The organism is Psychrobacter sp. HD31 (genome assembly GCF_051097895.1).
GTDB lineage: Bacteria > Pseudomonadota > Gammaproteobacteria > Pseudomonadales > Moraxellaceae > Psychrobacter.
In genome coordinates this window covers 51,144-77,328 of sequence record NZ_CP142525.1, presented here as the reverse complement: position 1 = coordinate 77,328, position 26,185 = coordinate 51,144, and the positions used below count along the sequence as shown (strand labels likewise).

The 26,185-nt window shown below is 39.2% G+C and carries 22 protein-coding genes and 1 tRNA gene; 10 read left to right on the top strand and 13 right to left on the bottom strand.

Annotated features, from left to right (window positions below; translation table 11 throughout):
• Window positions 1-97 precede the first annotated feature (97 nt).
• Both VH441_RS00345 and VH441_RS00340 read left to right on the top strand, forming a co-directional pair.
• The gene (locus VH441_RS00345; RefSeq protein WP_434353513.1) at window positions 98-2,383 is read left to right on the top strand and encodes a primosomal protein N'; all 2,286 of its coding nucleotides are present in this window, start codon (window positions 98-100) and stop codon (window positions 2,381-2,383) included.
• A gap of 74 nt (window positions 2,384-2,457) precedes the next feature.
• Window positions 2,458-2,646: a GpE family phage tail protein gene (locus VH441_RS00340; protein ID WP_434353512.1), complete on the top strand. Its 189-nt coding sequence runs from the start codon at window positions 2,458-2,460 to the stop codon at window positions 2,644-2,646.
• On the opposite strand, the gene VH441_RS00335 is transcribed toward VH441_RS00340, so the two are convergent.
• Both VH441_RS00335 and VH441_RS00330 read right to left on the bottom strand, forming a co-directional pair.
• On the bottom strand, window positions 2,643-2,876 hold the full coding sequence (locus tag VH441_RS00335) for a hypothetical protein (protein WP_434353511.1): 234 nt from the start codon (window positions 2,874-2,876) through the stop codon (window positions 2,643-2,645). The genes VH441_RS00340 and VH441_RS00335 overlap by 4 nt on opposite strands.
• Before the next feature lie 789 nt (window positions 2,877-3,665).
• Window positions 3,666-4,346 (bottom strand): YggS family pyridoxal phosphate-dependent enzyme, encoded by a 681-nt coding sequence (locus tag VH441_RS00330; protein ID WP_434354402.1) that lies wholly within the window; start codon window positions 4,344-4,346, stop codon window positions 3,666-3,668.
• A 77-nt stretch (window positions 4,347-4,423) separates the two neighbouring features.
• Here VH441_RS00330 and VH441_RS00325 point away from each other — a divergent pair, with 77 nt between their 5' ends.
• Window positions 4,424-5,485, top strand: coding sequence for a type IV pilus twitching motility protein PilT (locus VH441_RS00325; RefSeq protein ID WP_434353510.1), 1,062 nt, complete (start codon window positions 4,424-4,426; stop codon window positions 5,483-5,485).
• A gap of 176 nt (window positions 5,486-5,661) precedes the next feature.
• On the opposite strand, the gene fur is transcribed toward VH441_RS00325, so the two are convergent.
• Window positions 5,662-6,093 (bottom strand): ferric iron uptake transcriptional regulator, encoded by a 432-nt coding sequence (gene fur, locus VH441_RS00320; protein WP_434353509.1) that lies wholly within the window; start codon window positions 6,091-6,093, stop codon window positions 5,662-5,664.
• Between the two features lie 161 nt (window positions 6,094-6,254).
• Here fur and VH441_RS00315 point away from each other — a divergent pair, with 161 nt between their 5' ends.
• Window positions 6,255-6,635, top strand: coding sequence for an outer membrane protein assembly factor BamE (locus tag VH441_RS00315; protein ID WP_434353508.1), 381 nt, complete (start codon window positions 6,255-6,257; stop codon window positions 6,633-6,635).
• Between the two features lie 152 nt (window positions 6,636-6,787).
• Here VH441_RS00315 and VH441_RS00310 read toward each other — a convergent pair whose 3' ends face one another.
• Together VH441_RS00310 and VH441_RS00305 are read right to left on the bottom strand one after the other, a co-directional pair.
• Entirely contained in the window at window positions 6,788-7,156 is a 369-nt protein-coding gene (locus VH441_RS00310; protein WP_434353507.1) for an RnfH family protein, read from the bottom strand.
• Between the two features lie 12 nt (window positions 7,157-7,168).
• The gene (locus VH441_RS00305) at window positions 7,169-8,263 is read right to left on the bottom strand and encodes a hypothetical protein (RefSeq protein ID WP_434353506.1); all 1,095 of its coding nucleotides are present in this window, start codon (window positions 8,261-8,263) and stop codon (window positions 7,169-7,171) included.
• Between the two features lie 246 nt (window positions 8,264-8,509).
• Here VH441_RS00305 and yihA point away from each other — a divergent pair, with 246 nt between their 5' ends.
• Window positions 8,510-9,154 carry a ribosome biogenesis GTP-binding protein YihA/YsxC gene (yihA, locus tag VH441_RS00300; protein ID WP_434353505.1) on the top strand — a complete coding sequence of 215 codons (645 nt, stop codon included), beginning with the start codon at window positions 8,510-8,512 and terminating at the stop codon, window positions 9,152-9,154.
• A 78-nt stretch (window positions 9,155-9,232) separates the two neighbouring features.
• Here the strand turns inward: yihA and VH441_RS00295 are convergent, their stop codons facing one another.
• From VH441_RS00295 to VH441_RS00285, 3 genes are all read right to left on the bottom strand, one after another.
• Window positions 9,233-9,907, bottom strand: a complete 675-nt coding sequence (locus tag VH441_RS00295; RefSeq protein WP_434353504.1) for an HAD family hydrolase — start codon at window positions 9,905-9,907, stop codon at window positions 9,233-9,235.
• Between the two features lie 15 nt (window positions 9,908-9,922).
• Window positions 9,923-10,729 (bottom strand): MBL fold metallo-hydrolase, encoded by an 807-nt coding sequence (locus VH441_RS00290; protein ID WP_434353503.1) that lies wholly within the window; start codon window positions 10,727-10,729, stop codon window positions 9,923-9,925.
• Window positions 10,730-10,961: 232 nt separating this feature from the next.
• Window positions 10,962-11,978: an RluA family pseudouridine synthase gene (locus VH441_RS00285; protein ID WP_434353502.1), complete on the bottom strand. Its 1,017-nt coding sequence runs from the start codon at window positions 11,976-11,978 to the stop codon at window positions 10,962-10,964.
• 992 nt (window positions 11,979-12,970) lie between these two features.
• On the opposite strand from VH441_RS00285, the gene VH441_RS00280 reads away from it, so the two are divergent.
• On the top strand, window positions 12,971-16,477 hold the full coding sequence (locus tag VH441_RS00280; RefSeq protein WP_434353501.1) for a ribonuclease E/G: 3,507 nt from the start codon (window positions 12,971-12,973) through the stop codon (window positions 16,475-16,477).
• Between the two features lie 106 nt (window positions 16,478-16,583).
• Here VH441_RS00280 and VH441_RS00275 read toward each other — a convergent pair whose 3' ends face one another.
• On the bottom strand, window positions 16,584-17,498 hold the full coding sequence (locus VH441_RS00275) for a DUF808 domain-containing protein (protein ID WP_434353500.1): 915 nt from the start codon (window positions 17,496-17,498) through the stop codon (window positions 16,584-16,586).
• A gap of 259 nt (window positions 17,499-17,757) precedes the next feature.
• On the opposite strand from VH441_RS00275, the gene VH441_RS00270 reads away from it, so the two are divergent.
• From VH441_RS00270 to VH441_RS00260, 3 genes are all read left to right on the top strand, one after another.
• Window positions 17,758-18,555 (top strand): DsbC family protein, encoded by a 798-nt coding sequence (locus VH441_RS00270; protein ID WP_434353499.1) that lies wholly within the window; start codon window positions 17,758-17,760, stop codon window positions 18,553-18,555.
• Window positions 18,556-18,592: 37 nt separating this feature from the next.
• On the top strand, window positions 18,593-19,918 hold the full coding sequence (locus VH441_RS00265) for a homoserine dehydrogenase (RefSeq protein ID WP_434353498.1): 1,326 nt from the start codon (window positions 18,593-18,595) through the stop codon (window positions 19,916-19,918).
• A gap of 146 nt (window positions 19,919-20,064) precedes the next feature.
• Window positions 20,065-21,246 carry a thiolase family protein gene (locus VH441_RS00260; RefSeq protein ID WP_434353497.1) on the top strand — a complete coding sequence of 394 codons (1,182 nt, stop codon included), beginning with the start codon at window positions 20,065-20,067 and terminating at the stop codon, window positions 21,244-21,246.
• A 130-nt stretch (window positions 21,247-21,376) separates the two neighbouring features.
• Here the strand turns inward: VH441_RS00260 and VH441_RS00255 are convergent.
• From VH441_RS00255 to pdxA, 4 genes are all read right to left on the bottom strand, one after another.
• Window positions 21,377-21,452 (bottom strand) — tRNA-Lys (locus VH441_RS00255).
• Window positions 21,453-21,636: 184 nt separating this feature from the next.
• Window positions 21,637-22,461 carry a symmetrical bis(5'-nucleosyl)-tetraphosphatase gene (locus VH441_RS00250; RefSeq protein WP_434353496.1) on the bottom strand — a complete coding sequence of 275 codons (825 nt, stop codon included), beginning with the start codon at window positions 22,459-22,461 and terminating at the stop codon, window positions 21,637-21,639.
• 42 nt (window positions 22,462-22,503) lie between these two features.
• Window positions 22,504-23,388, bottom strand: coding sequence for a 16S rRNA (adenine(1518)-N(6)/adenine(1519)-N(6))-dimethyltransferase RsmA (rsmA, locus tag VH441_RS00245; protein WP_434354401.1), 885 nt, complete (start codon window positions 23,386-23,388; stop codon window positions 22,504-22,506).
• 84 nt (window positions 23,389-23,472) lie between these two features.
• The gene (gene pdxA / locus VH441_RS00240; RefSeq protein WP_434354400.1) at window positions 23,473-24,471 is read right to left on the bottom strand and encodes a 4-hydroxythreonine-4-phosphate dehydrogenase PdxA; all 999 of its coding nucleotides are present in this window, start codon (window positions 24,469-24,471) and stop codon (window positions 23,473-23,475) included.
• A gap of 300 nt (window positions 24,472-24,771) precedes the next feature.
• Between pdxA and dnaB the strand changes: the two genes are divergently transcribed.
• The gene (gene dnaB, locus VH441_RS00235; protein ID WP_434353495.1) at window positions 24,772-26,181 is read left to right on the top strand and encodes a replicative DNA helicase; all 1,410 of its coding nucleotides are present in this window, start codon (window positions 24,772-24,774) and stop codon (window positions 26,179-26,181) included.
• Window positions 26,182-26,185: the final 4 nt, after the last annotated feature.

Sequence of the window (26,185 nt, the reverse complement as noted above, 5' to 3'; positions counted from 1 at the left end):
AAAGGCTTAAAAGTAGCAAACTTAATAAAAAGCCATATATAATAGATTGTACAAAAAATCACTCATGCCGATAAAAGACCAATAAAAACACCTTAACATGTTAGTTAGCACCAGCCTACCCGTCCCTTTGTATAAAACTTTTGATTATAAAGTGCCTACAGGTATCCAATTGCCAAAAATTGGTTGCCGTGTACAAGTGCCTTTTGGACGACAAACTTTAGTTGGCTTGGTGATTGCATATACTAATGTAGAAGATTGCCAAATACCTGATAATAAGCTAAAAACCATTACAACTATCATCGATAAAACCCCCATTGTCGATGAAAAATGGCTCAAACTAGCGAGCTGGTTATCCAACTATTACCACTATCCTTTAGGCGATGTCATTGGGGTCATGCTCCCAACTTTGATTAGAGAAGGCAAACCCATTCATGTTGCCAGCCCGCATTGGCGCATTTTGCCAGAAATCTTGTCAAGCCAAACAAAAAACAATACAGCACCACCTCAAATCTCTGCTCGTGCTTATAAACAAATTGAGCATTACAAGAGTTTGTGTGTTTTTGGAGAAAATGGCATTGATGAGACACAACTCAATAAGCATAACCTGACCAAAGCTTACCTGCAAAAACTGGCAGACAAACAGATTGCTGAGCGCTTTTTACAAACGCCAGCTGAGCCTAAACAAGCCAAAATCATCGAGTCGCCATTAAGCCTAAATGATGAACAATCCTTAGCAGTAACCACCATTGTAAAAGCGCAAAACAAAACTAGCTATCAGGGTTTTTTACTCAATGGCGTGACAGGTAGCGGTAAAACAGAAGTTTACCTTCAGGCAATGCAACCTGTATTAAAAAACAACCAACAGGTATTGATTTTAGTACCAGAAATAGGGCTAACACCACAAACACAGGCAAGATTTGCTAACAGGTTTGAGGCAAACATACTGCTATTACACTCTGGTTTAAACAATCGCGAACGATTAGCAGGTTGGCAACATTGCCGAGATGGACAAGCACAAATTATTATTGGCACGCGCTCTACCCTGCTGTATCCATTTAAAAACCTTGGTTTAATTATTGTGGATGAAGCACATGATGCTTCTTATAAACAGCAAGACACGCTACGTTATCACGCAGCAGATGTGGCGCTTTACCGTGGGCTTCAACAAAATATTCCTGTCATACTTGGTACGGCCACACCGTCACTAGAGCATATTAAACTGGTACAAGATGGCAAACTTACCGAATTGGCACTTTCTAAACGTGCTGGCGCAGCAAAGCCACCCGAGTTTTATTTAGTAAATGCCTGCAATAAAAATACAACCTACATTCAACAAGCCAATGGGCAAGCGGTTGATTCTGGTTTAACTAATGAAGTTGTTAACGCAATGCGAAAGCATCTGCAAGCGGGTGAACAGGTATTGGTTTTTATCAACCGCCGCGGCTATGCACCTATTTTGCTCTGTCATGCTTGTGGTTGGCAAGCAGACTGCCCACGCTGTGATAACCACTTAACCGTGCACCAAAGCCAACTCAACACGCAACAGCCGAGCTATTTAAAATGCCATCATTGTGATTGGCAATCTTACATCCCAACAAGCTGCCCAACATGTGGTAGCCATAATTTAGATGCTATAGGTATGGGGACGACTCGACTAACAGAAAACTTACATGCCTTATTTGCTAACCCACAAACCACCAAACAAACCTATCCAATTATACAAATAGATAGGGATACAACCAGACAAAAGGGCAGCTGGCAAAAAATATACCAAACCATCAATACTGGAGAACCTGCCATTTTAGTTGGCACACAGATGATTGCAAAGGGACACCACTTCCCTAATGTAACCTTGGTCGTCATGCCAACCGCTGACAGAGGGTTTTTATCGGCAGACTTTCGCTCACCAGAGCGGACTGCTCAGCTAATTATGCAAGTGGCAGGACGTGCAGGTAGAGGGGAAAAAACAGGCAAAGTACTGATACAAACTTTACAACCTGACAATCCTTTATTATTAGAGCTGGTAAAAAATGGCTATCAACCATTTGCCCAAACATTACTCAATGAACGACAAATGTTAGGCTTACCACCATTTGCGTTTGCTGGCGTTATTAGATGTGAGGCAAAAAATCATCAACAAACTATTGCGGTACTAAACGAGGCAAAAAGCTTATTGCCTGCACACCATCAACTTACTGTCTTAGGTCCTGTTGATGCCGCAATGAAAAAAAAGAATAACCGCTATCAATCACAGTTATTATTATTGAGCAAAAACCGTCAGCAATTACATACCGTTCTTAATACTTGGTGGTTAACCGTAAAAAACTTACCAACTGCCAAATACGTAAGATTGACTTTAGATATCGACCCGGTTGTTTGGTAGTTGCTTAGTAATTTTGTAGATGCCTATACGATACGTCTTTAATTAAATATACATGATTGAACATTTTAGGGTGCGTGAGCGATTTCTGCAGCTTAACCAAGGTAGTTAATGCTGATGACTGGATGAGCTTTAATGCTTTGTTAGCTAAGTGGTTTCACACCCAGCCAAGTGAAATTGATGATATGACGGTGATTGATTTTATTGGTTGGGTAGATGAAGCGAATAAGCAGATAGAAGCTCAAAATAAGGCAAGTGAGGGTTAGTTTTTTTGTAATGCAGACTTAGCCATGCTTAGCCCTGCAAACATTACGCAGGTTAGCTTTAACGCAAGGTTAACAGGAATCATAACAAAGAAACTAGCAATTAAACAAGGTAGCAAACCAAAGTCGGTAAACCAAAGCATACCAAGTAACGCCAGCACCCAGCTTGTCAATAAAAAGCTGTCAGGCTCCCATGCTAGTTCTGTTAAGTTTTTTACGGTTTCTTTGCTCATTTTTTCCTCTTTAATATCCTTTATGTTAATGGACAAACTCAACAACGGCAAGTGATTTAATGTTAAGTCTAAGTATTGGGGTGTCCGTATCTTAGGCGTTCAATACTGTTTGCCAGTCCTTCTAGCACAGCAAAACAACTAGCCAACCAAACAAGCAAATTAACTGCAAAGCAAAAAAGGCTTGGTGGTAATTTGTCTGCTAGTATTTCACTGCGTAATTCACTTATATTTATCGCGCCCAGCATCAACTAAACTTACGTTTATGCTTGTTAAATAATCTGAACATTAAATGCGAAGCAGTGGTCTATTTTCCCAAACGAAACACTGTGAAACCTTTCATTAAAAAATAGACAACTTTCATCAAACTGCCATCAATTTATCAGCATTTTTTTATTAAACTCACATATCATTCACAACTTTATCTTAATACTTTTTTGCTAATGCCTTGATGGATAAAGGAATAACTCACTATTTAAAAGTTTTCCCCAAAAAATGTGGATAACTTTGTGGAAAAGCAGAAGCTTGACAAGGCTGATGGCTTAAACAACGGTACTTCTGCCAAAATTGTATAAATTTTGAACAGTTTGAAATGCTTATATATTTCAATAATTTATAAAAATCAAGCAGTAAAAATATAATTTTTTTATTAATTTTTTATCACATTCAAGTTCCACAGAATAAGCGCATAAACATAGCTAAAAAATTGTGGATAAGTTTGTTGATATCTAAAAGTCAAGCCAAAAATTAAATAAAATCTCATTTAAAAACTTCATATTTTAAATAGCCAGCTTAATTTCTGGCACCAAAAATAGCCGTCCCTACTCTCACTATGGTAGAACCATTTGCAATCGCTATATCCATATCATTACTCATCCCCATACTTAAAGTATCCCACATGGTTAACTCTGGATAGCTTTGCTTGATTTGTTGAAACAATTGATTGGTTTTAACAAATGCATCACTGCCATTTTTTGCCGGTATAATCATCAACCCTCTTAGCTGTAGTTTTTCATATTGCATGATTTCTTCAATCAGTGATTCAAGTTCATTTGGTTGACAGCCTGATTTACTAGCCTCATCATCAATGTTGACCTGAATGAGTACATTAAGTTTACTAAGTCCATCTGGTCTTTGGTCATTTAAACGTTTTGCAATAATGGCTCTTTCTATTGTATGTACCCAATCAAAGTTTTGCGCAATGTCCTTGGTTTTATTGCGTTGAATACTGCCAATGTAGTGCCAATGAATGTCAGGCAAATGCTTTAGTGCCTCTATTTTAGCTAACGCTTCTTGAAGATAGTTCTCTCCAAAATGCTGCTGCCCTACTGCGGCAAGCTCCTCAACCATTTCTACAGGCTTTGTTTTTGATACCGCCAGTAACTGTACATTATTTGTGTTTCTGTTTGCTAAATTTGTTGCTTGTTTAACATTGTCTACTACCGTTTGCCAACGATCTACCAAAGGACTCATTTGCGTTGGTTGAACTTGTTTTGTTATGCTTGTATTAGACATTAAATACCCCCTAAAAAACTAAAAGTACTAAATAAATGGATTTATTAATTAACGACCTATTATATGCCGTTGTCGAGCAAAAGGCATCTGATTTACATATTTCGACAGGCATGCCAGTTATGATGAGGCTAGATGGAGACATAAAGCCCTTACCGCTATCCTCTTTAAAGCACAAGAATATACTGTCAGATAATTTATCAAATGAAATGGCGGAGTCTTTAATTTTTGAGCTGCTGGATGATGAACAAAAAAAAGCCTTCAAACAAAATATAGAGCTTGATTTTGCATACACACATAGCGATAAAATGCGTTTTAGAGTGAGTGTATTTAAGCAAAACCATGGCATAAGTGCCGTACTGCGCCTAATTAATCATCAAATTTTAACCAGTCAACAAATAGGCTTACAACAAGCAATCAAAAAAATTAGTACGCTAAAAAAAGGGCTGGTATTGGTTACTGGCTCGAGCGGTTCAGGTAAGTCAACAACACTTGCCAGCATCATTGATTACATCAACCAAACTCGTCAAGCACATATCATCACAATAGAAGACCCCATCGAATTTATACATAAGCCAAAACAATGCTTAGTCAGTCAACGTGAAGTCAAACGCCATACACAAGGCTTTAAAAACGCTCTACGTGCTGCGTTACGTGCTGACCCTGATGTGATATTAATTGGTGAGTTAAGAGATACCCAAACCATACGATTGGCCATAACAGCCGCCGAAACCGGTCACTTGGTTTTAGCCACGTTACATACCAACTCTGCGACTAAAACCATCAACCGTATGATTGATGCATTTGATACCCATGAAAAAGCAACCATCAGCGCAATGTTAGCTGACTCTTTACAGGCAGTGGTATCTCAAACTTTAATAAAACAAAAAAATGGGGGGCGTGTCGCGGCTTTTGAGGTTATGTTTGCTAACCCAGCCATTTGTAATCTAATACGCCATAATAAAACTGCCCAAATGTACTCTGCTATCCAAACAGGGGCATCCGATGGCATGATTACTATGGAAAAAAGTTTACAAAACCTAATGGCAACAGGTGAAATTTTAGCTGAGGCAAGTCAATATCATTCAAACATCCATTAAAATATACCCATTAAAAAACCTCATTTGTAACCACCACCCAAGTTATCGACCTTCATTAATGCTGACAATCTTAATGGCGACTAATTAGGTTTAAAAAACAGGTTAAACAAAGCTAAAAAAGGTCATCCGCTTAACCAGCGATGACCTTATTGTATTACTTATAACTTTTAGACAGATTAACTGATGCTATCTCGGCATTCTTGACTGTCACAAACACCATATAAGACTAATGAGTGTCCAGATAAAATAAAACCATGCTCCTCAGCAACCTTTTTTTGTTGCTCTTCGATAATATCATTATGGAACTCTACCACTTTACCACACACATCACACACTAAGTGATCATGGTGTCCGTCTTGCATGATTTCAAAAACCGAAATATTATTTTCAAAATTATGACGCTCAACAATGCCGGCTTGCTCAAATTGAGTCAATACGCGATAAACCGTTGCTAGCCCAACTTCTTCACCTTGATCAATGAGTGATTTATAAACTTCTTCTGCACTCATATGACGTTTGTCTGCCGTCTCTAATAATTCTAAAATTTTAATACGTGGTAGCGTGACCTTTAGCCCAGCTTTTCTTAAATCTTGATTAGTAAACCCCATGTTTCTATCCTTAATTATTCTGTAAAATATAGTAAATAAACACTACCTAGCCAATCGATAAATTGCAACTGACGACAGTTTGATTTATTATGGCAGTCATCAATAATATATTAAGATATATTATCACCTTTTACCGATTAAAACTAATTTTCTCAATACTTATGAAAAACTTACTTAAAAACTCACGTCGCACACTGTCTGTTGCTACATTAACTGCTGCCATTAGCCTTACCGCAGGCTGTTCTTTATTCAGCGTTTATAAAATCGACCTACCTCAAGGCACCCCCATCACCCAAGCACAGGCTCAATCAATTAGTGCGGGTATGTCACAAGGGCAGGTGGCTTATATTTTAGGTAGCCCTGCACTGCGAGATACATTAGCCCCTAATAGATGGGATTACATTTATGACTATGCGGCAGGAACCATTGGCAAAAAAGAAGGCAAAGTAGACATTAAAAATGCAAGCCAACACTTCATTGTTTACTTTGACAACAGAGGGCGTGTTGTACGCACAGAAGGTGCTCAGTCACTGCCTAAATAAGTAGTATATTACTCTATACCTATAGCAATATCACTGAATCAAATTTTAAAAGCCACAATATAACCATATTGTGGCTTTTGCGTTAAATTGGATTGTGAACCACGTACAATAAAACAGCCAACTTACTGCCTGACTTTTTACCTGTTACCTGATTACCTAACTTTCTTTTTTGCCTTATTTTTTCTTCTATTCATTGGGTCTGCACTTAACGCACGATATATTTCTATCCGATCATGATTACTTAATACATAATTAAGTGGTTTTTTATCTGCATAAACACCAATAAACCATTCTTTTGCATTGGGTGACAGCTCTTGGTGTGTCTGCTCACACCAGCTGTTAAGTATCGCAAAGTCTTTATTAGCAGAGGCCTCTAACCCCAACCAACCAGAAAATTGCAACGCCTCATAAATGGTTGTCCCCATTGGCACGTCTAGCTCTTGATAATACTGCTGACCGCTAGACGGTGCATAGGCTAGGCTGATTTTTATATGGGCTTGTGCTTTCGTTTTTTCACACATCAGATAACTCGATTAATTAACCCAACCTGCTAGCCAACCTGCCAAACCTACTAAAACCGCTAAAGGGACAAGAATACGAATCGCTATACGCCATATGTTGTAAAAGCCTTCAGAACTAAAGTTCATCGATTTACGCAAGTGGCTAATTTTCATAAGCCAACCTGTAAAAATACTTAACATTAATACAGATACACTTACCAATATAACCAGCAACATTAATAAAATAGCACCGGGGATAACAACCAACAACAAGCCCAGCAATAAAGCAATCAAGATAGCCAGTACCCTACCAAAACGTGTACTTAAAATTTGTCTTGCATAGTAAATTAAGGCAGATGCCAAACAAACCGAACCAATAGCTGTAATAACATTTGCAATTTGCATCATATCTGATGGCGCTGATGTTTTAACACTGGCAACTACCAATGCAACACCACCAGCAATTAACTGCACAGCCCAAATTGGCAACACAGCTTTGGTCGCAGACGGCTTGCTTGTGTAGTCAATACCATTACCGGCATTTGCAAACCAATATAACCCACTACCAGCACCCACACTAACCAAAGCTAGCATCACTGCCCTGCCCCATTCAGCCAAGGTTACAGGGGTCATCTGCAGTGAAAAATCAGCAATACCATTTACAAGTGTCATCCCCAAGCCAACAATGGCACAAATTAAACCAACAACTGCCGTAATAGAGCCAAGCATGCTCAAAATAACCGCAATGACCATCAACCCAAGCATCACTGCAAAAGTTGGTACGCCTTCAATACCTAACTGGGTTAAGGTTGGCAGCAATGCCGTTGATGACCAAGAAATCAAATATGCCGATACTGTTAAAGCAACCAACACACCAAACCAAATAGAACCACGCCAAATGGCACTGACATCTGCCTCACGAGTAAGTTTTTGTATGCCAGATAAAGGCTCATTGCCACTGCGATATGCCAGTGCAACTTCGGCATAGACCATTGGTAACGCCAAAATAAACATTGCTACTAACCACATTAGCCAAAAATCTAGCTGATTTGCTGGTGTAGGCACAAACCACGGAAACAAAATTAATGGCAATATAGCCGCCAATACAAACGAAACTGATCGTTTCATATCCCTATCCAATTTAAAAAGTTACGGTGTAATATTAAGTGAATATGTTTACCTTTTATTGGTTTGTTTAAAAATAAAGCTAAGTTATCAGCAACAAACAGCGAGGTAAACTATCCTCTAATTATAACATAATGACAAATTATCACCGCAAGCAACGCAATGATTTTTTAACAGTAAAGCAAATAAAAATGTTATGATACAGCCCATTATCAGTATCTTTTAAGTCTAACCAATAAGCACAGCGCAATGAACAACAGCAACTCAAATGACTCGTTAAAAACGCAATACCAAAAAGTCATTCAACAAACCGAATTTTTGCTTTCTGCCCCCACTTTTAAGCTTTGTCCAGACGACACTGGATTAGAAATTGCTTTTGCTGGGCGCTCTAACGCGGGTAAATCTTCTGCAATTAATGCACTAACTAACCAACGTCAGCTTGCTCGCTCATCAAAAACACCTGGGCGTACACAGATGATTAACTTTTTTACGATTGCAGAAGATAAACGGTTGGTCGACTTACCAGGTTATGGCTATGCCTCGGTTCCTGAAGAAATGAAGCGCAAATGGCAAATTGAGTTAGAAGAATATTTAGTTGAACGTAAAAGTTTAACGGGGCTTGTTTTATTAACTGATATCCGCCACCCGCTTAAATATTTTGACGAGCAAATGCTACATTGGGCAAAAGATGGTGGACTGCCTGTACATATTTTACTTACCAAGGCAGACAAGCTAAAGTACGGTGCACAAAAAAATGCCTTGTTAAAAATGCAAAAAGAATTAAAAAAACTCGACTTACCTTGTACGATTCAGCTATTTTCTGCTTTGAAAAAACAAGGGATTGATGAGCTAACGACCGTCATGGGTAACTGGCTAAAACTTGCTGATGGCTAAACTAGCCTAATTGTTTACTAAGCCTTTTTTATATCCCCCTTTTTTGAACTAATGCCACCTTCAAGATGGCATCTTCAATTAGCCCAAAAAATTTGCCAGTTCTGCCACCGTGTTGACTACATAAGTTGGGTTTTGACTGGCTAAAACTTGAGGTTTTTCACACCCATAGGTAACGGCAATACTATCCATGCCTATCTCATTTGCCATTTGTATATCATAAATACTATCGCCAATAAAAACAGCCGATTTTAATGGGGTGTTTGTTTGCGTTAAAATTTCTTTTAACATTGCTGGGTTGGGTTTTGAGCCAGATTCATCGGCACATCGACTGGCAGTAAAGTAAGCTTGTATATTTGTATGATTAAAAGAACGCTGTAAACCAACCCGTTTTTTGCCCGTTGCTACCGCCAGTTTTCTACCTTGTTTACTTAAGGCTTTTATCATGGATTCAACACCATCATAGAGTTTGCAATGCTCAGCATTGTCGATGTAATAATCTCCATAGCTTTGTAACACTTTAAGGCAAGTGGCTTCATCTGCCTGAGGAAACAGTTGCTGAATCGCAATCATAATCTCTAGCCCTATAATCCCTTTAACGGCTTGCTCGCTTATGCTCAGCCCTTGTGTCTTTGCTGCACTCTGCATGGCATCAACAATTAACCCAATGGTATTTTGCAAAGTGCCATCCCAATCAAAAATAATCAAAGACTTATCTGCTAAGGAGGCAGGCATCATCGTATTCATTGTTTTCATATAATATTTATCTGTTTATTTTTTTGGCTTTCTGGTAGTCATCATTCTAAAAACCACATCCTGATATACATCTTTGTTTGTGCGGGGCTTGTTTGGGGTCATTTTAATTAAGTCATCAAAGGTTGCTTGTTCAACAAAGGTTTGACCGCCGTGTGCCATCATCACTTTGTAAGGATGATACTGTTTAATTTTAGCAACTGATTTTTTATATGCTACAGGGTCATCAATATTATAAGGCGCAACAAAACGAATGCCTCGTCTTCTATTTTCTAGCTTTATCATTAAATCTGCGACATAAACTTTACCCGTTTTAGCATGATAAACCGATAAATCTCTATCGGTATGGCCTGGCGTTTCAATAATTTGCCAGTCTTCAAACATGGGTACGGCATCGCCATCATTCACTAAAATATCGGCTTTTAATTCAGCAGGATAATTTAAGTTTTTAAACTTACGTCCTCGTCTATAAGCCACAAAATAAGACAAACTTAAATCCAATAAGTACTCTACCCGACCATTTAATCCGCCATACCATTGGGTTGGTTTATTTGATGAAATAATTTTGCAACCTGTGTGCTTTTTTAGATAAGCGGCGCCACCTGCATGATCAGCATGCATGTGCGTTACAATAACGGCTTTTAATTGGCTAATTTCTCGCCCTAAAATGTTGCGAATCGTCGCTAAAACCAACTCAACATCGGGGCGGCAACATCCATCAAGCAACAAAAGTTTATTGGCATAAACCGCCAAATAAATATCTTGAATATGTCCATCTATTCGTAATATTTGTTGAAGCTCATTGTTTTTATTTTTTTCTTGCATAAATCAGTCCTTGATTTTAAAACACGCAACATTATTTATTTTTCAAAAGCGATATTATCATCAAAAATAAATCCCATACTGCTCGTTATCAAAACACAAATAAGCAATATTCACCATTGCTTTTATTGACTCATCATCACACAAAAAAACAGCACTGATGTAATCCACTCTTTATCAAAAAATAGAGCTTTATGCTTTTTATGCTCTATTTACCGTTATCTTGCTAATATCATCAAGCCCCATTTAAAATCAGTTCATCCATATCTGCTGGCATTGGTGCTATTATTGTTGGATAATCAGGGATTTGCAATTTGTAAGCATGCAAACAAAGGCGACGCACCCCGGATGTGTCTTGTCGATTGTACTTATCATCGCCAAGCAAAGGGTGTCCGATATGCCCCATATGTACCCTAATTTGATGCGTACGCCCTGTTTTAGGCATCGCCTGCACTAAGCTAACCTTTTGTTTATTAAATACAAATCGTTTTTGCACAGTAATATCGGTTTGACTCAGTTTGCTTTGATCTTTTGTACCATCAACCTTAACGCGACGCTCACCACTTGGCAGATTGTACCGTAACAAAGGCGCATCAATCAGTTGCGTATCCATTACCACATGCCCTTTTACTAGACAAAAGTAATATTTTTGAATGGTTTTATCTCGTAAATGCTGCTGTAACTTTTTAAGCGTTGAACGTTTTTTACTAATCATCAATAAGCCAGATGTATCTTTATCAATACGATGAACTAACTCAAGATAATTTTTACCCGTTGCCGCTCGCATGGCTTCAATCACACCAAAGTTTTCTCCACTACCGCCATGGACAGCCATACCAGAAGGCTTATTTAGCACGAGCAGTCCTTCATCTTCATAAATAATTCTATCAAGCAAGCTGTTGGCAAACGCTTGACTGACAACTGGTTTTTTCCGACTGGCAATTTTAACTGGTGCAAGTCGGATAATGTCTCCTTCAAACAGCTTATCATGTGGTTTACAACGTTTGTTGTTAACACGCACCTCATCTGCTCGTATTAATTTGTACAGATGCGATTTAGGCAAACCTTTTAATCTAGCAAGCAAAAAGTTATCTAGCCTTTGCCCTTGTTGGTTTTGCGTCACTTTAATATGGTTGACTTGCGCAAAGTTGTCGATTTGATTATCGGCATTAAACGGATTTTGTTTTGATCCAAGCCTTGGTGCAGTGGATTGTAAAGTGCTATTCGCACCTTTTTTGTGAGAATTTCTCATAGACTTATAGATTTGTTAGATTTTATTAGCTAAAAAAGTAAATATTTGCTATAGTTTACCACGTTGTCTGCTATTGGGCTGTGAATACATTTTTTAGATTCACATAAATTTTAGGTAGCACATAAAAATATTAGGATTTACAACCCTAAAAGCAAAGTAAAAAGAATAGGATTTACAACCCTGCTCAACTTTTGCGCTTAAAACTATTGCCACCTACATAAAATAAAGACAACCGCAAACATATTTTAAACTTAACTAAAACGCAAAACCGACGATAAGCCAAAATGCTTTAGCGGAATTGATGATGTGATTATTTCTGTTTGTTTTGATAAACCAAATAAAAGACTGGTCGGTTAGTAAACTTAAGTATTGATAAATACTAACCGCTATATAAGCCCCAGTCCTTTTTGTTTTTTATCAAACATAAACATAAAACAGTTTTTATGGTTGTACAACGTACTGTACGCTTAAATTAAAAAGCGCGTCATGTTGGCTGTATAACTAAAATAAAGACCCATACACTTAATTAAATATAGCCATAAGCTTGTTAACATAGTATGTAGGTCTCTTGTTATCGTATATATTGATCGATTTGATATTATATTTGAATTTAACTTTAAACCATTTTACACAAGGCAAAACATATAACTGGTTAAATGTTAGACTTATACTCTACTCTCGTGAGAAAGTGGCACTGATTTTTAATAAGTTTAACCATATTTGATTTGTTATTTTTATTTTGCTTATTTTTAAAGCTAAATTTATCATCAAAATGATTTGAATAGATGCAAACCACAGTAAATTAATTTATGCCCTAACCCTATAGCACTTTTGCTATCTTGTTTAAGGCAGTTTAGACTGTAATAAAACTGATGTTAATAATGAACCAGCTCACTTGCTTTAAGCAATTAGATATGGTTCAGCAAGCACACGCCTCAACGCCTTATCACTAAAAGGTTTTGCGTTTTCATAACCAAAAATTTGGAACTACTATGAAACGCATACTTATCAATGCAACCCACAACGAAGAAATTCGTGTCGCCCTATGTAAAGGCAACCACCTCTACGACTTCGATTTAGAAAACCGTACGCGTGAACAAAAAAAATCAAACATTTATAAAGCACATGTGACCCGTGTAGAACCTTCTTTAGAAGCCGTATTTGTCGAATATGGTGCTCAGCGCCAAGGCTTTTTACCTATCCGAGAAATTGCAAAAGAATATCTAAAAGGTGGAAACCCACGTGATACCAACATCCGTGAACTTATTAAAGAAGGCGACACATTAATTGTACAAGTAGAAAAAGAAGAGCGCGGTAATAAAGGTGCTGCATTATCAACGTACGTTTCTTTAGCGGGTCGATATTTAGTACTGATGCCAAACAACCCTCGTGGTGGTGGTATTTCTCGTCAAATTTCTGGCAAAATGCGTGAAGACATCAAGCGTATTTTGGGCAACCTTGACATGCCAAAAGGCATGAGCGTTATTGTACGCACAGCAGGTATTGGCAAAACTGAAGAAGACTTACAGCACGATTTAAACCATTTAGTACATATTTGGAACGCCATTGGCGAACAAGACAAAAACTACCCTTCTCCTCGCCTAGTGCATCAAGAGGCAGGTGTTGTTACTCGTGCCGTGCGTGATTACTTACGTGATGACATAGCCGAAGTATGGTTGGATAACGAAGCCGCTTATAATGAAGCCGCCAGCTTTATTTCAGCAGTCATGCCAAAACAAATTGATAAATTACGTAAATATACCGATTATGAACCAATGTTTGCCCGCTTTGGTATCGAAAAACAAATTGAAACTGCCTACCAACGAGAAGTAAACCTTCCTTCTGGTGGCTCAATTGTGATTGACCAAACAGAAGCAATGGTTGCAATTGATATCAACTCGGCAAAATCAACCAAAGGGTCAGACGTTGCCGAAACCGCTTATCACACCAACCTTGAAGCTGCCGATGAAATTGCACGTCAACTTCGCCTACGTGATATGGGTGGCTTGGTTGTCATTGACTTCATCGATATGTATGAACCACAACATCAAAAAGACGTAGAAAAACGTCTGATTGATGCCACCAAATACGACCGTGCAAGAGTACAGTTTGGCGAGATATCTCGCTTTGGTTTGATGGAAATGAGCCGACAGCGTTTACGCCCATCGCTTGAAGAGTCAACAGGTTACAAATGCCCACGTTGTCACGGAACAGGTATGGTGCGTGATTTACGTTCACTATCATTGTCTATCATGCGCCAAATTGAGCAAATTGCCCTAAAAGAACGCCAAGGCGAAGTTCAAGCAGAAGTACCAACCGATATTGCTGCCTTTTTATTAAATGAAAAACGTGACAGTTTGGTTTATCTTGAACAAGACAGTGGCACTCGTATTACCATTTTGCCGCATGCGCATTTAGAGTCACCACACTTTAATTTGCACTATAACCGTGGCGGTTTTGCGCCATCTAGCTATGAGCGCATTAGTGATACGCATGAACAAGAAACCAGTGAACTGGGCTATGACGTTAACTGGCAAACTGCAGATACTGAACGCCCAGAACAACAGCCAACCCGCAAACCCCGTAAAGGCGTTAAGGGCACTAAACAAAACGTTAAACAACAAAAAGCGGCCGCACCAAAAGCTCAGCAAGCCCCAAAAAACGAGCCTAAACCACAAGCAGCTGCCTGGTTATCTAACCTTTTTGCACCAACACCACAAGCTCAAACAAGTGATAACTTAACAGGTTGTGATGCAGCCCAAGCAATTGAAGCTTTGGTAAACTCTGGTGCTCAAAGTTTAGGCTCATTTGGTCAGGTTGATATCAATGCCTTAGCACAATCTAAACCACAAGTTCAAAACGAGCAAGATGACCAAAACGAAGAAGAACAAAACAAAAAACGACGTAGATATCGTAAAGAAAAGACTAAGTCTCGTAAAAAAGAGCGTCGCCAAACAAATGAGGCAGAACAATCAACCGATAATAAAGAAAATAATAAACCTCATAGAGCAAAACGTGAGCCAAACAGCAAGCGTGACTCACGTGGTGAATTCCCACGTGGTGAAACATTATCTACGCAAAACACTGTCAGCCCAACTGCGGTAGAGTCAGCTAAAAAAGTAGACAGTGATAAACCAAGCGAGAAAAAACAAGAGCGTCGTCAAAATAAAAATAGAAACGATAAATCTAGTAAAGCTCGTAATCACAACAAACGAAATGCAGCGCAAAACCCACAGAAAAATGCAAATGAAGTCAATATGCAAGTGGTTGAGCAAGCAGTAGAAAATGTAACTGAGTTAAAAGACAAAGAGGTGGTACATTTGTCTTTAGATAACAGTAAACCTGTTACTAACTTACCAGCTGCCTTAAGCAAACAAGCTAAGCAAAATAAAACTAAGCCAGAACACAAAGCAACTTCTGACGTTACCAATAGCACAAGTAATGCAAGCACATTGGCGACACCAGAGGAACCCAGTGTTGAAGCGAGCAATGTAAAAGCTGGCAAAGTTGACAGTGTTGAAAGCAACCACTCTGATAAAAACGAATCTGCGGCTGCCTACCTGTTTGCAGATATTTTTGCAGACCGTTACATCACTGCCCATAAGTTTGCACAGGCAAAAAATGACCCTCGTGTTGTGAGAGCTAATTTAGCACAAACACAAGCTGTCACTGCCCCACTAGCAAATCAGCCGATTAAGGGAAATGTGGGTGAGTTCATCCGTGCGACATTAGAGGATGCAGAAGCTCATCTTGCAAAAGATGGGGTAATTGCTTGCTTTATCCAGGCAGTAGCAAAAACTCAAAACAGCGCAGTGTCAGCAGCTGATACCAATGCTGAAGCTAACCTCGCTGACTTTGATTTTAGCAACTATGGATATGAACCATTAATGCCTGAATATTTGGCTAATTTTACTGCCATGACGCAACCTGTTGCTCAGTTTAATGCAGTGCAAGGCAAAACAGCGGTTGAACCAACTGCCATTGGTAAGCGTGCGGCAAACGACCCACGCGGTCAACACCCCGATTATGTTGAACCAGAGCCAATTATTGCTGAACCTGTTGAAGAAGTTACATTGGATGTTGCTGTAACCGAAGAGGACGCAAAGCCTGCTGAGTCTGCAGATACCGCTAACCAAACGCCTGATGCTTTTGATGCAGCATTTGGTCAATTGCTTGCTGAAGAAGAAACATCTTTATCCGATGATGAACCTGCTAACGAGGCAGAAGTAGCTCATCAACAAGATGGCGAGCATACAGAAGTTTCTGAAACAATCTTGCCTAAAGAAGAAGTGGATGAGGTATCATCACCTGAGCAGGTTTCTTCAGAAGATGAGGCTGATGACCCAGAACGTGGTAAAACTTCATTTGATGAATACCGTGATATGCTTGCAAACGTTTCTGAGCAATTATCCACAAAAACGGTGAGTAACTCTTTATTCTTATCAACGCCTACGATTCCAAAAACTCGTAGCCGCAAGAAAAAAGATACCGACAAATAACTAAAGATTCACCTTTTATAAAAAAGTGATACATAAAAAAAGCCCTTGTGACATACACAGGGGCTTTTTTTATTTTGATAAGATGGTTCAATGCATATAGTTTTAATTAATGCGCCTTGTATCCTCTAACTCGAGCGATAATACTCATAATTGCAACAACCACAACACCAATAACTAGCCCAGCTAATCCGTTTAACACAGACTCAGTGACGCCAGCAAAAATACCAGAAAATTCGGCCATATGTTTGACACCATGATGTAAAAAACTAAAACCATGCACTAAAATACCACCACCAACTAAAAACATTGCAACTGTACCTGCAATAGATAAAAACTTCATCAGTTTTGGTGCTGCCATCAATAATAAGTGACCCACTTGTTGTTTTGCTTTGCTATTGGTTTTAGTTAGATGCAGTCCCGCATCATCCATTTTTACTAACAAGGCAACCAACCCATATACCCCTATCGTAATACCAATTGCAACAATTGCCAGCATAATAGACTTAGTTAACAAACTCGCTCCAACAGCTGAGCCTAAGGCAATAACAATAATCTCTGCCGATAAAATAAAGTCTGTACGAATCGCACCCTTAATTTTATTTTTTTCAAATTCAACCATATCAACACTATCATCGGCATTGGCTTTTTTATGGGCTTCATGCGCTTCATCATGTGCTAACAAATGTGGCCAAAATTTGTGTAATACTTTTTCTGCACCTTCGTAACATAAAAATAAACCACCACACATTAGTAAAAAAGTAATGAGCGGTGGATAAACCCAACTCAATGCCAATGCTGCGGGTACTAAAATTAGCTTATTAATAAAGGAGCCTTTAGCAACTGCCCAAACAACGGGCAACTCTCTTTCAGCACGCACACCAGTTACCTGCTCGGCATTTAGTGCCAAGTCATCCCCCAATACACCTGCCGTATTTTTAGCAGCAACTTTTGTCATTACAGACACATCGTCCATAATCAAGCTAATATCGTCAAGTAAAGTTAATAAGCTGGCAATTGCCATATTTTCTCCTATTCAATGTAAAATGACAGAGCACCTACATTTGTTTTATAAAATCATATATCAACATTTTACCTAAATTAAGCCATAATATCAGCTTTAAATTGTATCAAGGCATCTAAACACCTCATAATTCAATTATAGCCAAAACCTGTTTTAACGCTAACTTTTTTTATGTTTATTAGCACGTTATTAAGCACACCAAACTAGCAATATATGATAGTATAGAGGAGATTTTATAACCACTTCAGTCGAGAAAACTATGATAAATTTTGGACTAACCAAAACCTTGCTAGCCACTGCCCTAGCCACTTTTTTATCAGCGGGTTTAGTTGGTTGTGCAAATAATAAAGATGGCGAACCATCTTCTAATACAACAACCGAAAACACAGCGACCACAACAACAAATCAAGATTTAGCAGCAAACTTACAAAACAACTTAATTGCTTCGGGTATTGACGCTAACATTATTGCTACCAAAGCCACGAAAGTTGACGGTATTTATTGGGTTAATGCACAAGGCATGCCTCCATTTTTTACTGATGCCACAGGTCAACATATCATTCAGGGACCAATCATTGCCGTAGGGACAGACAAACCTACTGATATTGGTGCAGATATGATTGCAGAAGTTGCAAAACAAAAGTTAGCGGCAATTAATACAGATGAGATGATTATTTACCCTGCTAAAGGCGAGACCAAAGGCATTATTTATGCCTTTACCGACCCAACTTGCCCTTATTGCCAAAAACTACATGAGGAGCTTGGTGATATTAACGCAAAAGGCATAGAAGTACGTTATCTAGCTTGGCCACGTAACCAAACAGCAGAACCGATTATGCAGTCAATTTGGTGTAGTGATGACAAAAAAACCGCCTTTGCCGCCGCTATTACCGAAAATGGCGCACAATCACCAAAATGTGAAACGCCAATACAACAACATACAGAAATTGGCTTTAGCTTAGGTGTACAAGGTACCCCAGCATTATTTACCGAAAGTGGCGAACAAATTGGTGGCTATTTACCACCAGAACAAATTGCAAATGCTTTAGGACTTTAAAAATTAAACTTTAACAAAACTAATTATTGAGGATTTTGTGAACAATTCAATAAAACTTGCCATCCTTGGACTTGGTACAGTTGGCACAGGTGTTGTGCATTTACTGCAAGATAACTTAAACGAACTTAAACGCCGCAGTGGCTATAATATTGTTATTAGCCAAGTCGGTACAAGAAAACATCGTGACGACATAGATACAAGCATTAAGCAAACTGACGATTTATTCTCAATTTGCGAAAGTGATGATGTTGATATTGTTATTGAGCTTATTGGTGGCACAACCGTTGCTAAAGATGTGATTACTCATGCTATTACACACGGCAAACATGTTGTTACCGCGAATAAAGCTTTACTGGCCGAACATGGCAATGAGCTATTTAATTTGGCAGAAGCAAACAAGGTACATGTGACTTACGAGGCATCAGTTGCTGGTGGTATCCCTATTATTAAAGTACTGCGTGAGTCTTTAGCATCTAATAAAATAGATTGGCTGGCAGGTATCATCAATGGGACAGGCAACTTTATTATGACAGAAATGCGTGATAAAGGTCGGTCATTTGCCGATGTGCTAGAAGAAGCACAAGAACTTGGCTATGCAGAGGCAGATCCAACCTTTGACGTAGAAGGAATAGACGCCGCCCACAAATTAGCATTACTTGCCTCTATCGCCTTTGGCATGCCACTTGCGTTTGATCAAGTGTATTGCGAAGGTATTACCAAAATCACCACACAAGACGTAGAGTATGCCGAAGACTTGGGCTACCGCATTAAACATTTAGGGCTTGCCGTACGTCGCCAACAGCCAGATGGTACCGATGCCATCGAATTGCGTGTGCACCCAACCCTAATACCAGAAGACAAACTTTTAGCCAGTGTAAATGGTGTTAAAAATGCGGTACTGGTTAACTCTCATCCATTAGGGCAAAGCCTATACTATGGTGCCGGTGCCGGTGCTGGCGCAACAGCATCAGCCGTTGTTGCCGATGTCATGGATTTGATTCGTGTCTTAAATACGGATAACAATGGACATCATGTAGAGCACCTATCATTCCAACCTGAGTTGTTAACTGACTATAAAATTTTATCACCAGAACAAATTACTTCTGGCTACTATTTACGATTACATACAGAAGATCACCCAGGTGTTTTAGCTGATGTAACCCGTATATTGAGTGAATCAGGCATTAATATAGATGCTATATTACAGCAACCTGCCCATAAAGCTGGTCATGTGCCTGTGATTATATTAACTCAACCAATCATTGCTCAAAAAATGAACCAAGCAATTGCACAAATTGAAAAACTAGATACCGTAACCGATGAAGTCGTTCGTATCCGTTTAGAAGAGCTTGATGAAGATTAGGATTAATGACGTGTTGACAATTCAATGCGTCATTTTTTTAGTTATTTTTACGCCCATTTATTTGGCATCATTATTTTGTTGTTACCAAAAACCGGGCACCCATTTAGATCGTTATATACACTAACATTAAAGTGAGGAAGTTAAATATGTCAACAGATTCTATTGTCATTGTCAGTAATGCACGTACCCCTATGGGTGGTTTTCAAGGCGCTATGTCTAACGCAACGTCGCCTCAACTTGGTGCCGTTGCTATTGAAGCAGCCGTTGAACGTGCTGGTGTTAATCCTGCAGAAATTGATGAAGTTATTATGGGCTGCGTATTAGGTGCAGGTGTTGGACAAGGTCCTGCCCGCCAAGCAATGCGTGGTGCTGGTATCCCTGACTCAACTGGCGCAATTACAATTAATAAGCTTTGTGGCTCTGCACTAAAAGCGGTAATGCAAGCACATGATACGATTAAAGCTGGTAGTGCTGATATTGTTGTTGCCGGTGGTATGGAGTCTATGACCAATGCCCCTTACATCATGCCACAAGCTCGTGCTGGTTATCGCATGGGGCATAATGCAGTTAAAGATCACATGTTTGCCGACGGCTTAGAAGATGCAGAAACAGGCAAATTAATGGGGCAATTTGCGCAATCAATGGCAGATGAGCGTGGCATCACACGTGAACAAATGGATAACTTTGCTATCGAATCATTAAACCGTGCTAATACAGCGATTAACGAAGGTCACTTTAGCGATGAAGTTGTACCAGTAACGATTAAAACCCGTAAAGGCGACATCGTTGTTGATACGGATGAACAGCCTGGTAAAGCACGTATCGACAAAATCCCAACTTTGCGCCCTGCATTTGCAAAAGATGGTACTGTAACAGCTGCTAACTCTAGTTCAATTTCAGATGGTGGTGCTGCTGTTGTTGTCACCAAACAAAGCGTTGCAGATGCAAAAGGGTTAAACGTGCAAGCACGTATTGTTGCCCATGCTACTAATTCACGTCATCCAAGCGAGTTTACAATTGCACCGATTGGCTCTATGGAAAAAGTGCTAGAAAAAGCTGGCTGGACAGTAGACGATGTTGACCTTTGGGAAATTAACGAAGCTTTTGCTATGGTAACTATGGCAGCAATGGATGAACTAAACATCGACCATGCAAAAGTCAATGTTGAAGGCGGTGCTTGTGCATTAGGTCACCCAATTGGTTGTTCTGGCGCTCGTATTTTAGTTACGCTAATGAACTCACTAAAACGTACTGGTGGTACTAAAGGCGTTGCATCATTATGTATTGGTGGTGGTGAAGCCGTCGCTGTTGCAATTGAACTTGTGTAACTTAAGCTAAGCTTATTTGACTCTATTAAAAATCCGTCTTTTAAGGCGGGTTTTTTTATTAAAACTAAACAGGCTAACAAAACAAATAACAAAAAAAAATCCCAGCTTATATAAAGCTGGGATTAAAATATGGTGGGTTGTGCAGGATTCGAACCTGCGACCAATTGATTAAAAGTCAACTGCTCTACCAACTGAGCTAACAACCCTTAAGTGAGGGCATATTATACCCAATATTTTTGCATATGCAAGCTTTTTTATTAAAAAATTTACTTAGTTTATCAACAAAAAATTAAAGTCATAATAAGGTATTCTTTTACTTACTAAAATTAAAAAATTAACGCAAAATACTAAGTTAAAAATACCTTACCATTTATGCTGTCAGCTTAGCAATTAATCGTTATCGACGCTAAAAACCTTACCATCTTTTAAGCGATACGCTAATAGCTTCTCTCCCCATACACAGCCGCCATCTAATGCTTTTGCCTTAGGTAAATCCACTTCACCAAGTAGTGCTGCCCAGTGCCCAAACAACACTTTTTCTTTACGAGATGTTTTCCAGTCAAACCAAGGTTTAAAATCCTTGGGCATTTCGTCTGCTAGGCTAGATTTAAAACTAAATTCTAATGTGCCATCTTCTTTACACAGCCTCATGCGTGTAAAATAATTGCAAATTGCTCTTAATTTGTCGTGCCCTTTTAAATCATCATGCCAATCATCCGCAACTTTACTATATAAATTTGGCAACAACTTATCTAACGCTTTTATATCATCTTGTAATGCTGCCTCTAACGCTTTCGCATAACTTTTAGCTTGTCGGGTCTTCCAATGTGGAGGTAGCCCTGCATGCACCAACACGGTATTTTTATTTGGCATTAACAATACAGGCTGTTTACGTAGCCAATTCATTAATTCATCGCAATCTTTAGCCCAAATAATTTCTGCGGTATTATCTTTCTTTTTTAGTTTGGCAAAACCTCGCCAAACGGCAATGAGGTTAATGTCATGATTACCAAGCACAGTTTGAGCAGCACCTCGTTCGCTCAATTTTTTAACTTTACGCAAGGTTTTTAAGGAGTCTTCACCACGAGCAACCAAATCGCCAGCCAGCCAGATTTTATCTTTTTTGGGGTCAAAGTCTATTTTGTTTAAAAGCCGTTCAAAGGCATCATAACACCCTTGTAAATCCCCTATAACATATTCATGACGAAAATCCATAAAGCCTCTATCATTAATTTTTGCTTTTATTTTAGTCTCTAATCAGATAACCACATTGCTCAGTTTAACAAAATCTTCAACCGACAAGGTTTCTGGACGAGCCTGCATATCAATACCTTGGGCTTCTAACGTTTCTATCATTTCATCTGTTAGTGTTGGTAATAGTGCGTTCTTTTTAAATATGGCTCTCAAGGTTTTACGACGCTGATTAAAGCACTCTCTGACCACCACAGCAAAGCTTTCTTCATCATTGGCGACAATTGGCTTATTAGCAAATGGCACAAGGCGGAAAACCGCACTGGTAACCTTTGGCGGTGGGTTAAACGCCCCCTTTGGCACAGTTAGCAGATATTCGGTTTGGCAATAGTATTGCATCATAATAGATAAACGACCATAAGCTTTGGTACCAACCTCAGCTGTGATTCTATCCACCACTTCTTTTTGCAGCATAAAGTGCATGTCTTCAATCACATCAGCAAAATTAAGCAAATGAAACAAAAGTGGGGTTGATATGTTGTAAGGCAAGTTGCCCACCACTCTTAGCTGCTTATCTTGCCCCGTTGTGTCTTTGTAATCTTGATAAAGCTGATGATAATCAACATGCATGGCGTTATTTTCTATGATGTTAAAATCAGCATGTGCATTTGCGCCAATACGCATACGCAAAGTGCTAGATAAATCTTTATCTAGTTCAATGACAGTCATTGAGTCTAATTGTTTTAGCATAGGCTCAGTTAATGCCCCCATGCCAGGTCCTATCTCAACAAGCCAGTCATCACGCTGGATGTTAATACCATCTACAATTTGTTCAATAACGCCAGTATCGTGTAAAAAGTTTTGCCCAAAGCGTTTACGGGGCTGATGGTTGGTTTTGATTTTTTTAGGTATGCTCATTTTGGGCTTAATCGCTTCGTTTATTACATAAATTTAATGAATGGCAATTATAACATGCCAGCAGCCTCTGAAAAAATTTGAAAAAAATTGCGCATGTTCAGCAGTTAATCCAAAGGCTTATCTAGCGCCACTCGTCATTTTTATGGCATACACAATGGCTTGTTTTAGGCTATTACTACTTGCTTTACCACTACCGGCTAAGTCAAGCGCCGTACCATGGTCTACCGAGGTGCGTACATAAGGCAAACCAAGCGTAATATTTACCGAGTCTCCAAATCCGTGTGATTTAAGTACAGGCAGCCCTTGATCATGATACATGGCAATGGTGGCATCACAATTTGTAAGATAACGCTCGGTAAACAAGGTGTCTGCTGGCATGGCAAGGCTAATATCATGCCCTGCTTCAATAAATGTTTGCAACACAGGGTTGATGGTTTCTATTTCTTCCATACCCAAATGTCCGTCTTCACCTGCATGCGGATTTAGCCCACAAACCAGTACTTTGGGCTTATTGATACCAAACTGGCTATGTAAACTGTTTAAAACAATCTCAACTGTTTGTTGTACTTGCGCTTTAGTAATGGCCTGAGCTACTTGAGATAATGGTAAATGTGTGGTTACCAAAGCCACTTTTAACTTGCTGTTAGCCAGCATCATCACCACTTTTTCACAGCCACTCATTTGCATAAAATACTCGGTATGCCCACTAAACATGGTGCCATCTGGCAAGTTTAAATTTGCATTAATCAGTGCTGATTTTTGTAAAGGTGCGGTTACTATCGCTGCAATTTTTTTATGTTTTGCCAAGTCATGCGCTAACGCAAGCTGTTCTAACACCATACTTGCATTGTTTATATTAACTTGTCCAGCGACAACATTTTCTGTAACAGCTATGTCAGTTACATAAAAATCTACTGGTTTTTTATCTTTATGATTCGTCAACTGATCTACCGATTGCAGTACCCGCCAACTTGGTTGTGTTAAATCATCATGCCAATTATTTTTTTGTAGTAAATTTAATCGCTCCTTCAAAGCAGCCGCATTAGCAGCAACAATAATGGGTTGTTGCAACTGTTTAAAATACCCCGTTTTGGCAAGTGCGAGCACAATATCCATACCAATGCCTGCAGGTTCACCTGTTGTTATTAAAATGGGTTTGTGTTTATTTTGACTCAAACTTTTCCCCTTGGTTTATTGTGCTTATGAAATAGGTTATTTGGGCGATACAAACATTCACACTATAGTAAGCCTGATTATTTATTATGCTTGTTATCAATGCTGATTGCTCAATTGGCATTATTTTGACAATTAACAATAAGGCATAAAAGCGAATCTTTTATATAAAAATTACTTGTTTTTGCATCATATCACACCGATAATTATAGCAAGACTAACAAAAAACTAGCAGTTAAATATATGAATGATGGCAAATCTGACGACATCTTAAAACAACAACCGCCGCATAGCATTGATATCGAAAAAGCTTTGCTCGCATCATTAATGAGCATTGAAGAGTCTTACGACACCGTTTCTGAAATTGTCGGAAAAGAGGACTTTTATGCTTTGCGCCATCAGCATATTTTTTCGGCAATCAATCACTTGGCAAATGCCAGCTTACCATACGACATGGTTATGGTATATGATTGGTTAGAGCGCCAAAAGCTGCTAGAAAACGCAGGCGGTGAGAGCTACTTAGGCGATATTTTAACCCAAAGCCCAGCAACACTTTTTAACTTGGAGTCATACGCCCAGCGTGTGCGTGAGCTGTCTACCTTGCGTCAAATTATTTCTGCCAGTAACGAGATGCTAAGCCTAGCTTACAACCCAAAAGAGCAAAGCGTTAACGACATTTTGGACTCCGCAGAATCAAAGATTTTTGCCATTAATGAGCAACACAGCAAGCAGTCTAGCCAAAAAGGTCCGCAAGAAATCACCAATATTTTATTAACCGTTACCGAACAACTTGCCGAGTTAAAACTCATCGATAACGAAAACGGCGTCACTGGTTTGTCTACTGGGTTTGAAGATTTAGACATAAAAACGCGTGGGCTACAAAAAGGGGATCTGATTATTGTTGCCGCTCGTCCATCTATGGGTAAAACCACTTTTGCCATGAACTTAGCAGAAGGCGCTTTAAAGTATTCAGACTTGCCTGTGGTGGTATTTTCTATGGAGATGCCAGCAGAATCCATTGTCATGCGTATGCTTTCTTCATTTATGTCTGTCGATCAAGGGCGTTTGCGTTCTGGTAAAATGAATGAAGATGAATGGCATAAAGTACAATCTGGCATGGCATTTTTTAATGAGAAAAAGCTATACATTGATGACAGCACTGCCCTACCGCCATCAGAAATGCGCTCTCGCTGTCGCCGTATTGCTAAAGACAATGATGGCAAAATTGGCTTGATTGTTGTCGATTACCTACAGCTAATGAAAGTACCAGGTATGGGCGATAACCGAGTTGGTGAGATTTCTGAAATTTCACGTAGTTTAAAAGCCCTTGCCCGTGAGCTTGAATGTCCAGTTATTGCATTGTCTCAGCTTAACCGCAGCCTAGAAAACCGCCCAAATAAACGCCCTATCATGTCTGACTTGCGTGAATCTGGTGCTATTGAACAGGATGCCGATTTAATCACCTTTATTTATCGAGATGAAGTATATAACGAAAAAAGCGACCAAAAAGGTATGGGAGAAATTATTATCGGCAAACAACGTAACGGACCCATCGGAACGGTTCGCTTAGGTTTTGAAGGTCAGTTCACACGTTTTACAAACTTAACGCCAGAACATTTTTCTGATGCAGGCTTTGCCGAGCCAGACGAATAAGCCA

Excerpts from the sequence above, each read along its gene's own strand:
- VH441_RS00290 (WP_434353503.1), bottom strand. The coding sequence starts at position 10,729 with ATGCAAGAAAAAAATAAAAACAATGAGCTTCAACAAATATTACGAATA.
- VH441_RS00310 (WP_434353507.1), bottom strand. The coding sequence starts at position 7,156 with ATGTGTGAAAAAACGAAAGCACAAGCCCATATAAAAATCAGCCTAGCC.
- VH441_RS00275 (WP_434353500.1), bottom strand. The coding sequence starts at position 17,498 with ATGGCAATTGCCAGCTTATTAACTTTACTTGACGATATTAGCTTGATT.
- yihA (WP_434353505.1), top strand. The coding sequence starts at position 8,510 with ATGAACAACAGCAACTCAAATGACTCGTTAAAAACGCAATACCAAAAA.
- dnaB (WP_434353495.1), top strand. The coding sequence starts at position 24,772 with ATGAATGATGGCAAATCTGACGACATCTTAAAACAACAACCGCCGCAT.
- VH441_RS00335 (WP_434353511.1), bottom strand. The coding sequence starts at position 2,876 with ATGAGCAAAGAAACCGTAAAAAACTTAACAGAACTAGCATGGGAGCCT.
- VH441_RS00345 (WP_434353513.1), top strand. The coding sequence starts at position 98 with ATGTTAGTTAGCACCAGCCTACCCGTCCCTTTGTATAAAACTTTTGAT.
- VH441_RS00305 (WP_434353506.1), bottom strand. The coding sequence starts at position 8,263 with ATGAAACGATCAGTTTCGTTTGTATTGGCGGCTATATTGCCATTAATT.
- VH441_RS00260 (WP_434353497.1), top strand. The coding sequence starts at position 20,065 with ATGTCAACAGATTCTATTGTCATTGTCAGTAATGCACGTACCCCTATG.
- VH441_RS00325 (WP_434353510.1), top strand. The coding sequence starts at position 4,424 with ATGGATTTATTAATTAACGACCTATTATATGCCGTTGTCGAGCAAAAG.
- VH441_RS00330 (WP_434354402.1), bottom strand. The coding sequence starts at position 4,346 with ATGAGTCCTTTGGTAGATCGTTGGCAAACGGTAGTAGACAATGTTAAA.
- VH441_RS00250 (WP_434353496.1), bottom strand. The coding sequence starts at position 22,461 with ATGGATTTTCGTCATGAATATGTTATAGGGGATTTACAAGGGTGTTAT.
- fur (WP_434353509.1), bottom strand. The coding sequence starts at position 6,093 with ATGGGGTTTACTAATCAAGATTTAAGAAAAGCTGGGCTAAAGGTCACG.
- VH441_RS00295 (WP_434353504.1), bottom strand. The coding sequence starts at position 9,907 with ATGAAAACAATGAATACGATGATGCCTGCCTCCTTAGCAGATAAGTCT.
- VH441_RS00285 (WP_434353502.1), bottom strand. The coding sequence starts at position 11,978 with ATGAGAAATTCTCACAAAAAAGGTGCGAATAGCACTTTACAATCCACT.
- pdxA (WP_434354400.1), bottom strand. The coding sequence starts at position 24,471 with ATGGATATTGTGCTCGCACTTGCCAAAACGGGGTATTTTAAACAGTTG.
- VH441_RS00280 (WP_434353501.1), top strand. The coding sequence starts at position 12,971 with ATGAAACGCATACTTATCAATGCAACCCACAACGAAGAAATTCGTGTC.
- VH441_RS00315 (WP_434353508.1), top strand. The coding sequence starts at position 6,255 with ATGAAAAACTTACTTAAAAACTCACGTCGCACACTGTCTGTTGCTACA.
- VH441_RS00270 (WP_434353499.1), top strand. The coding sequence starts at position 17,758 with ATGATAAATTTTGGACTAACCAAAACCTTGCTAGCCACTGCCCTAGCC.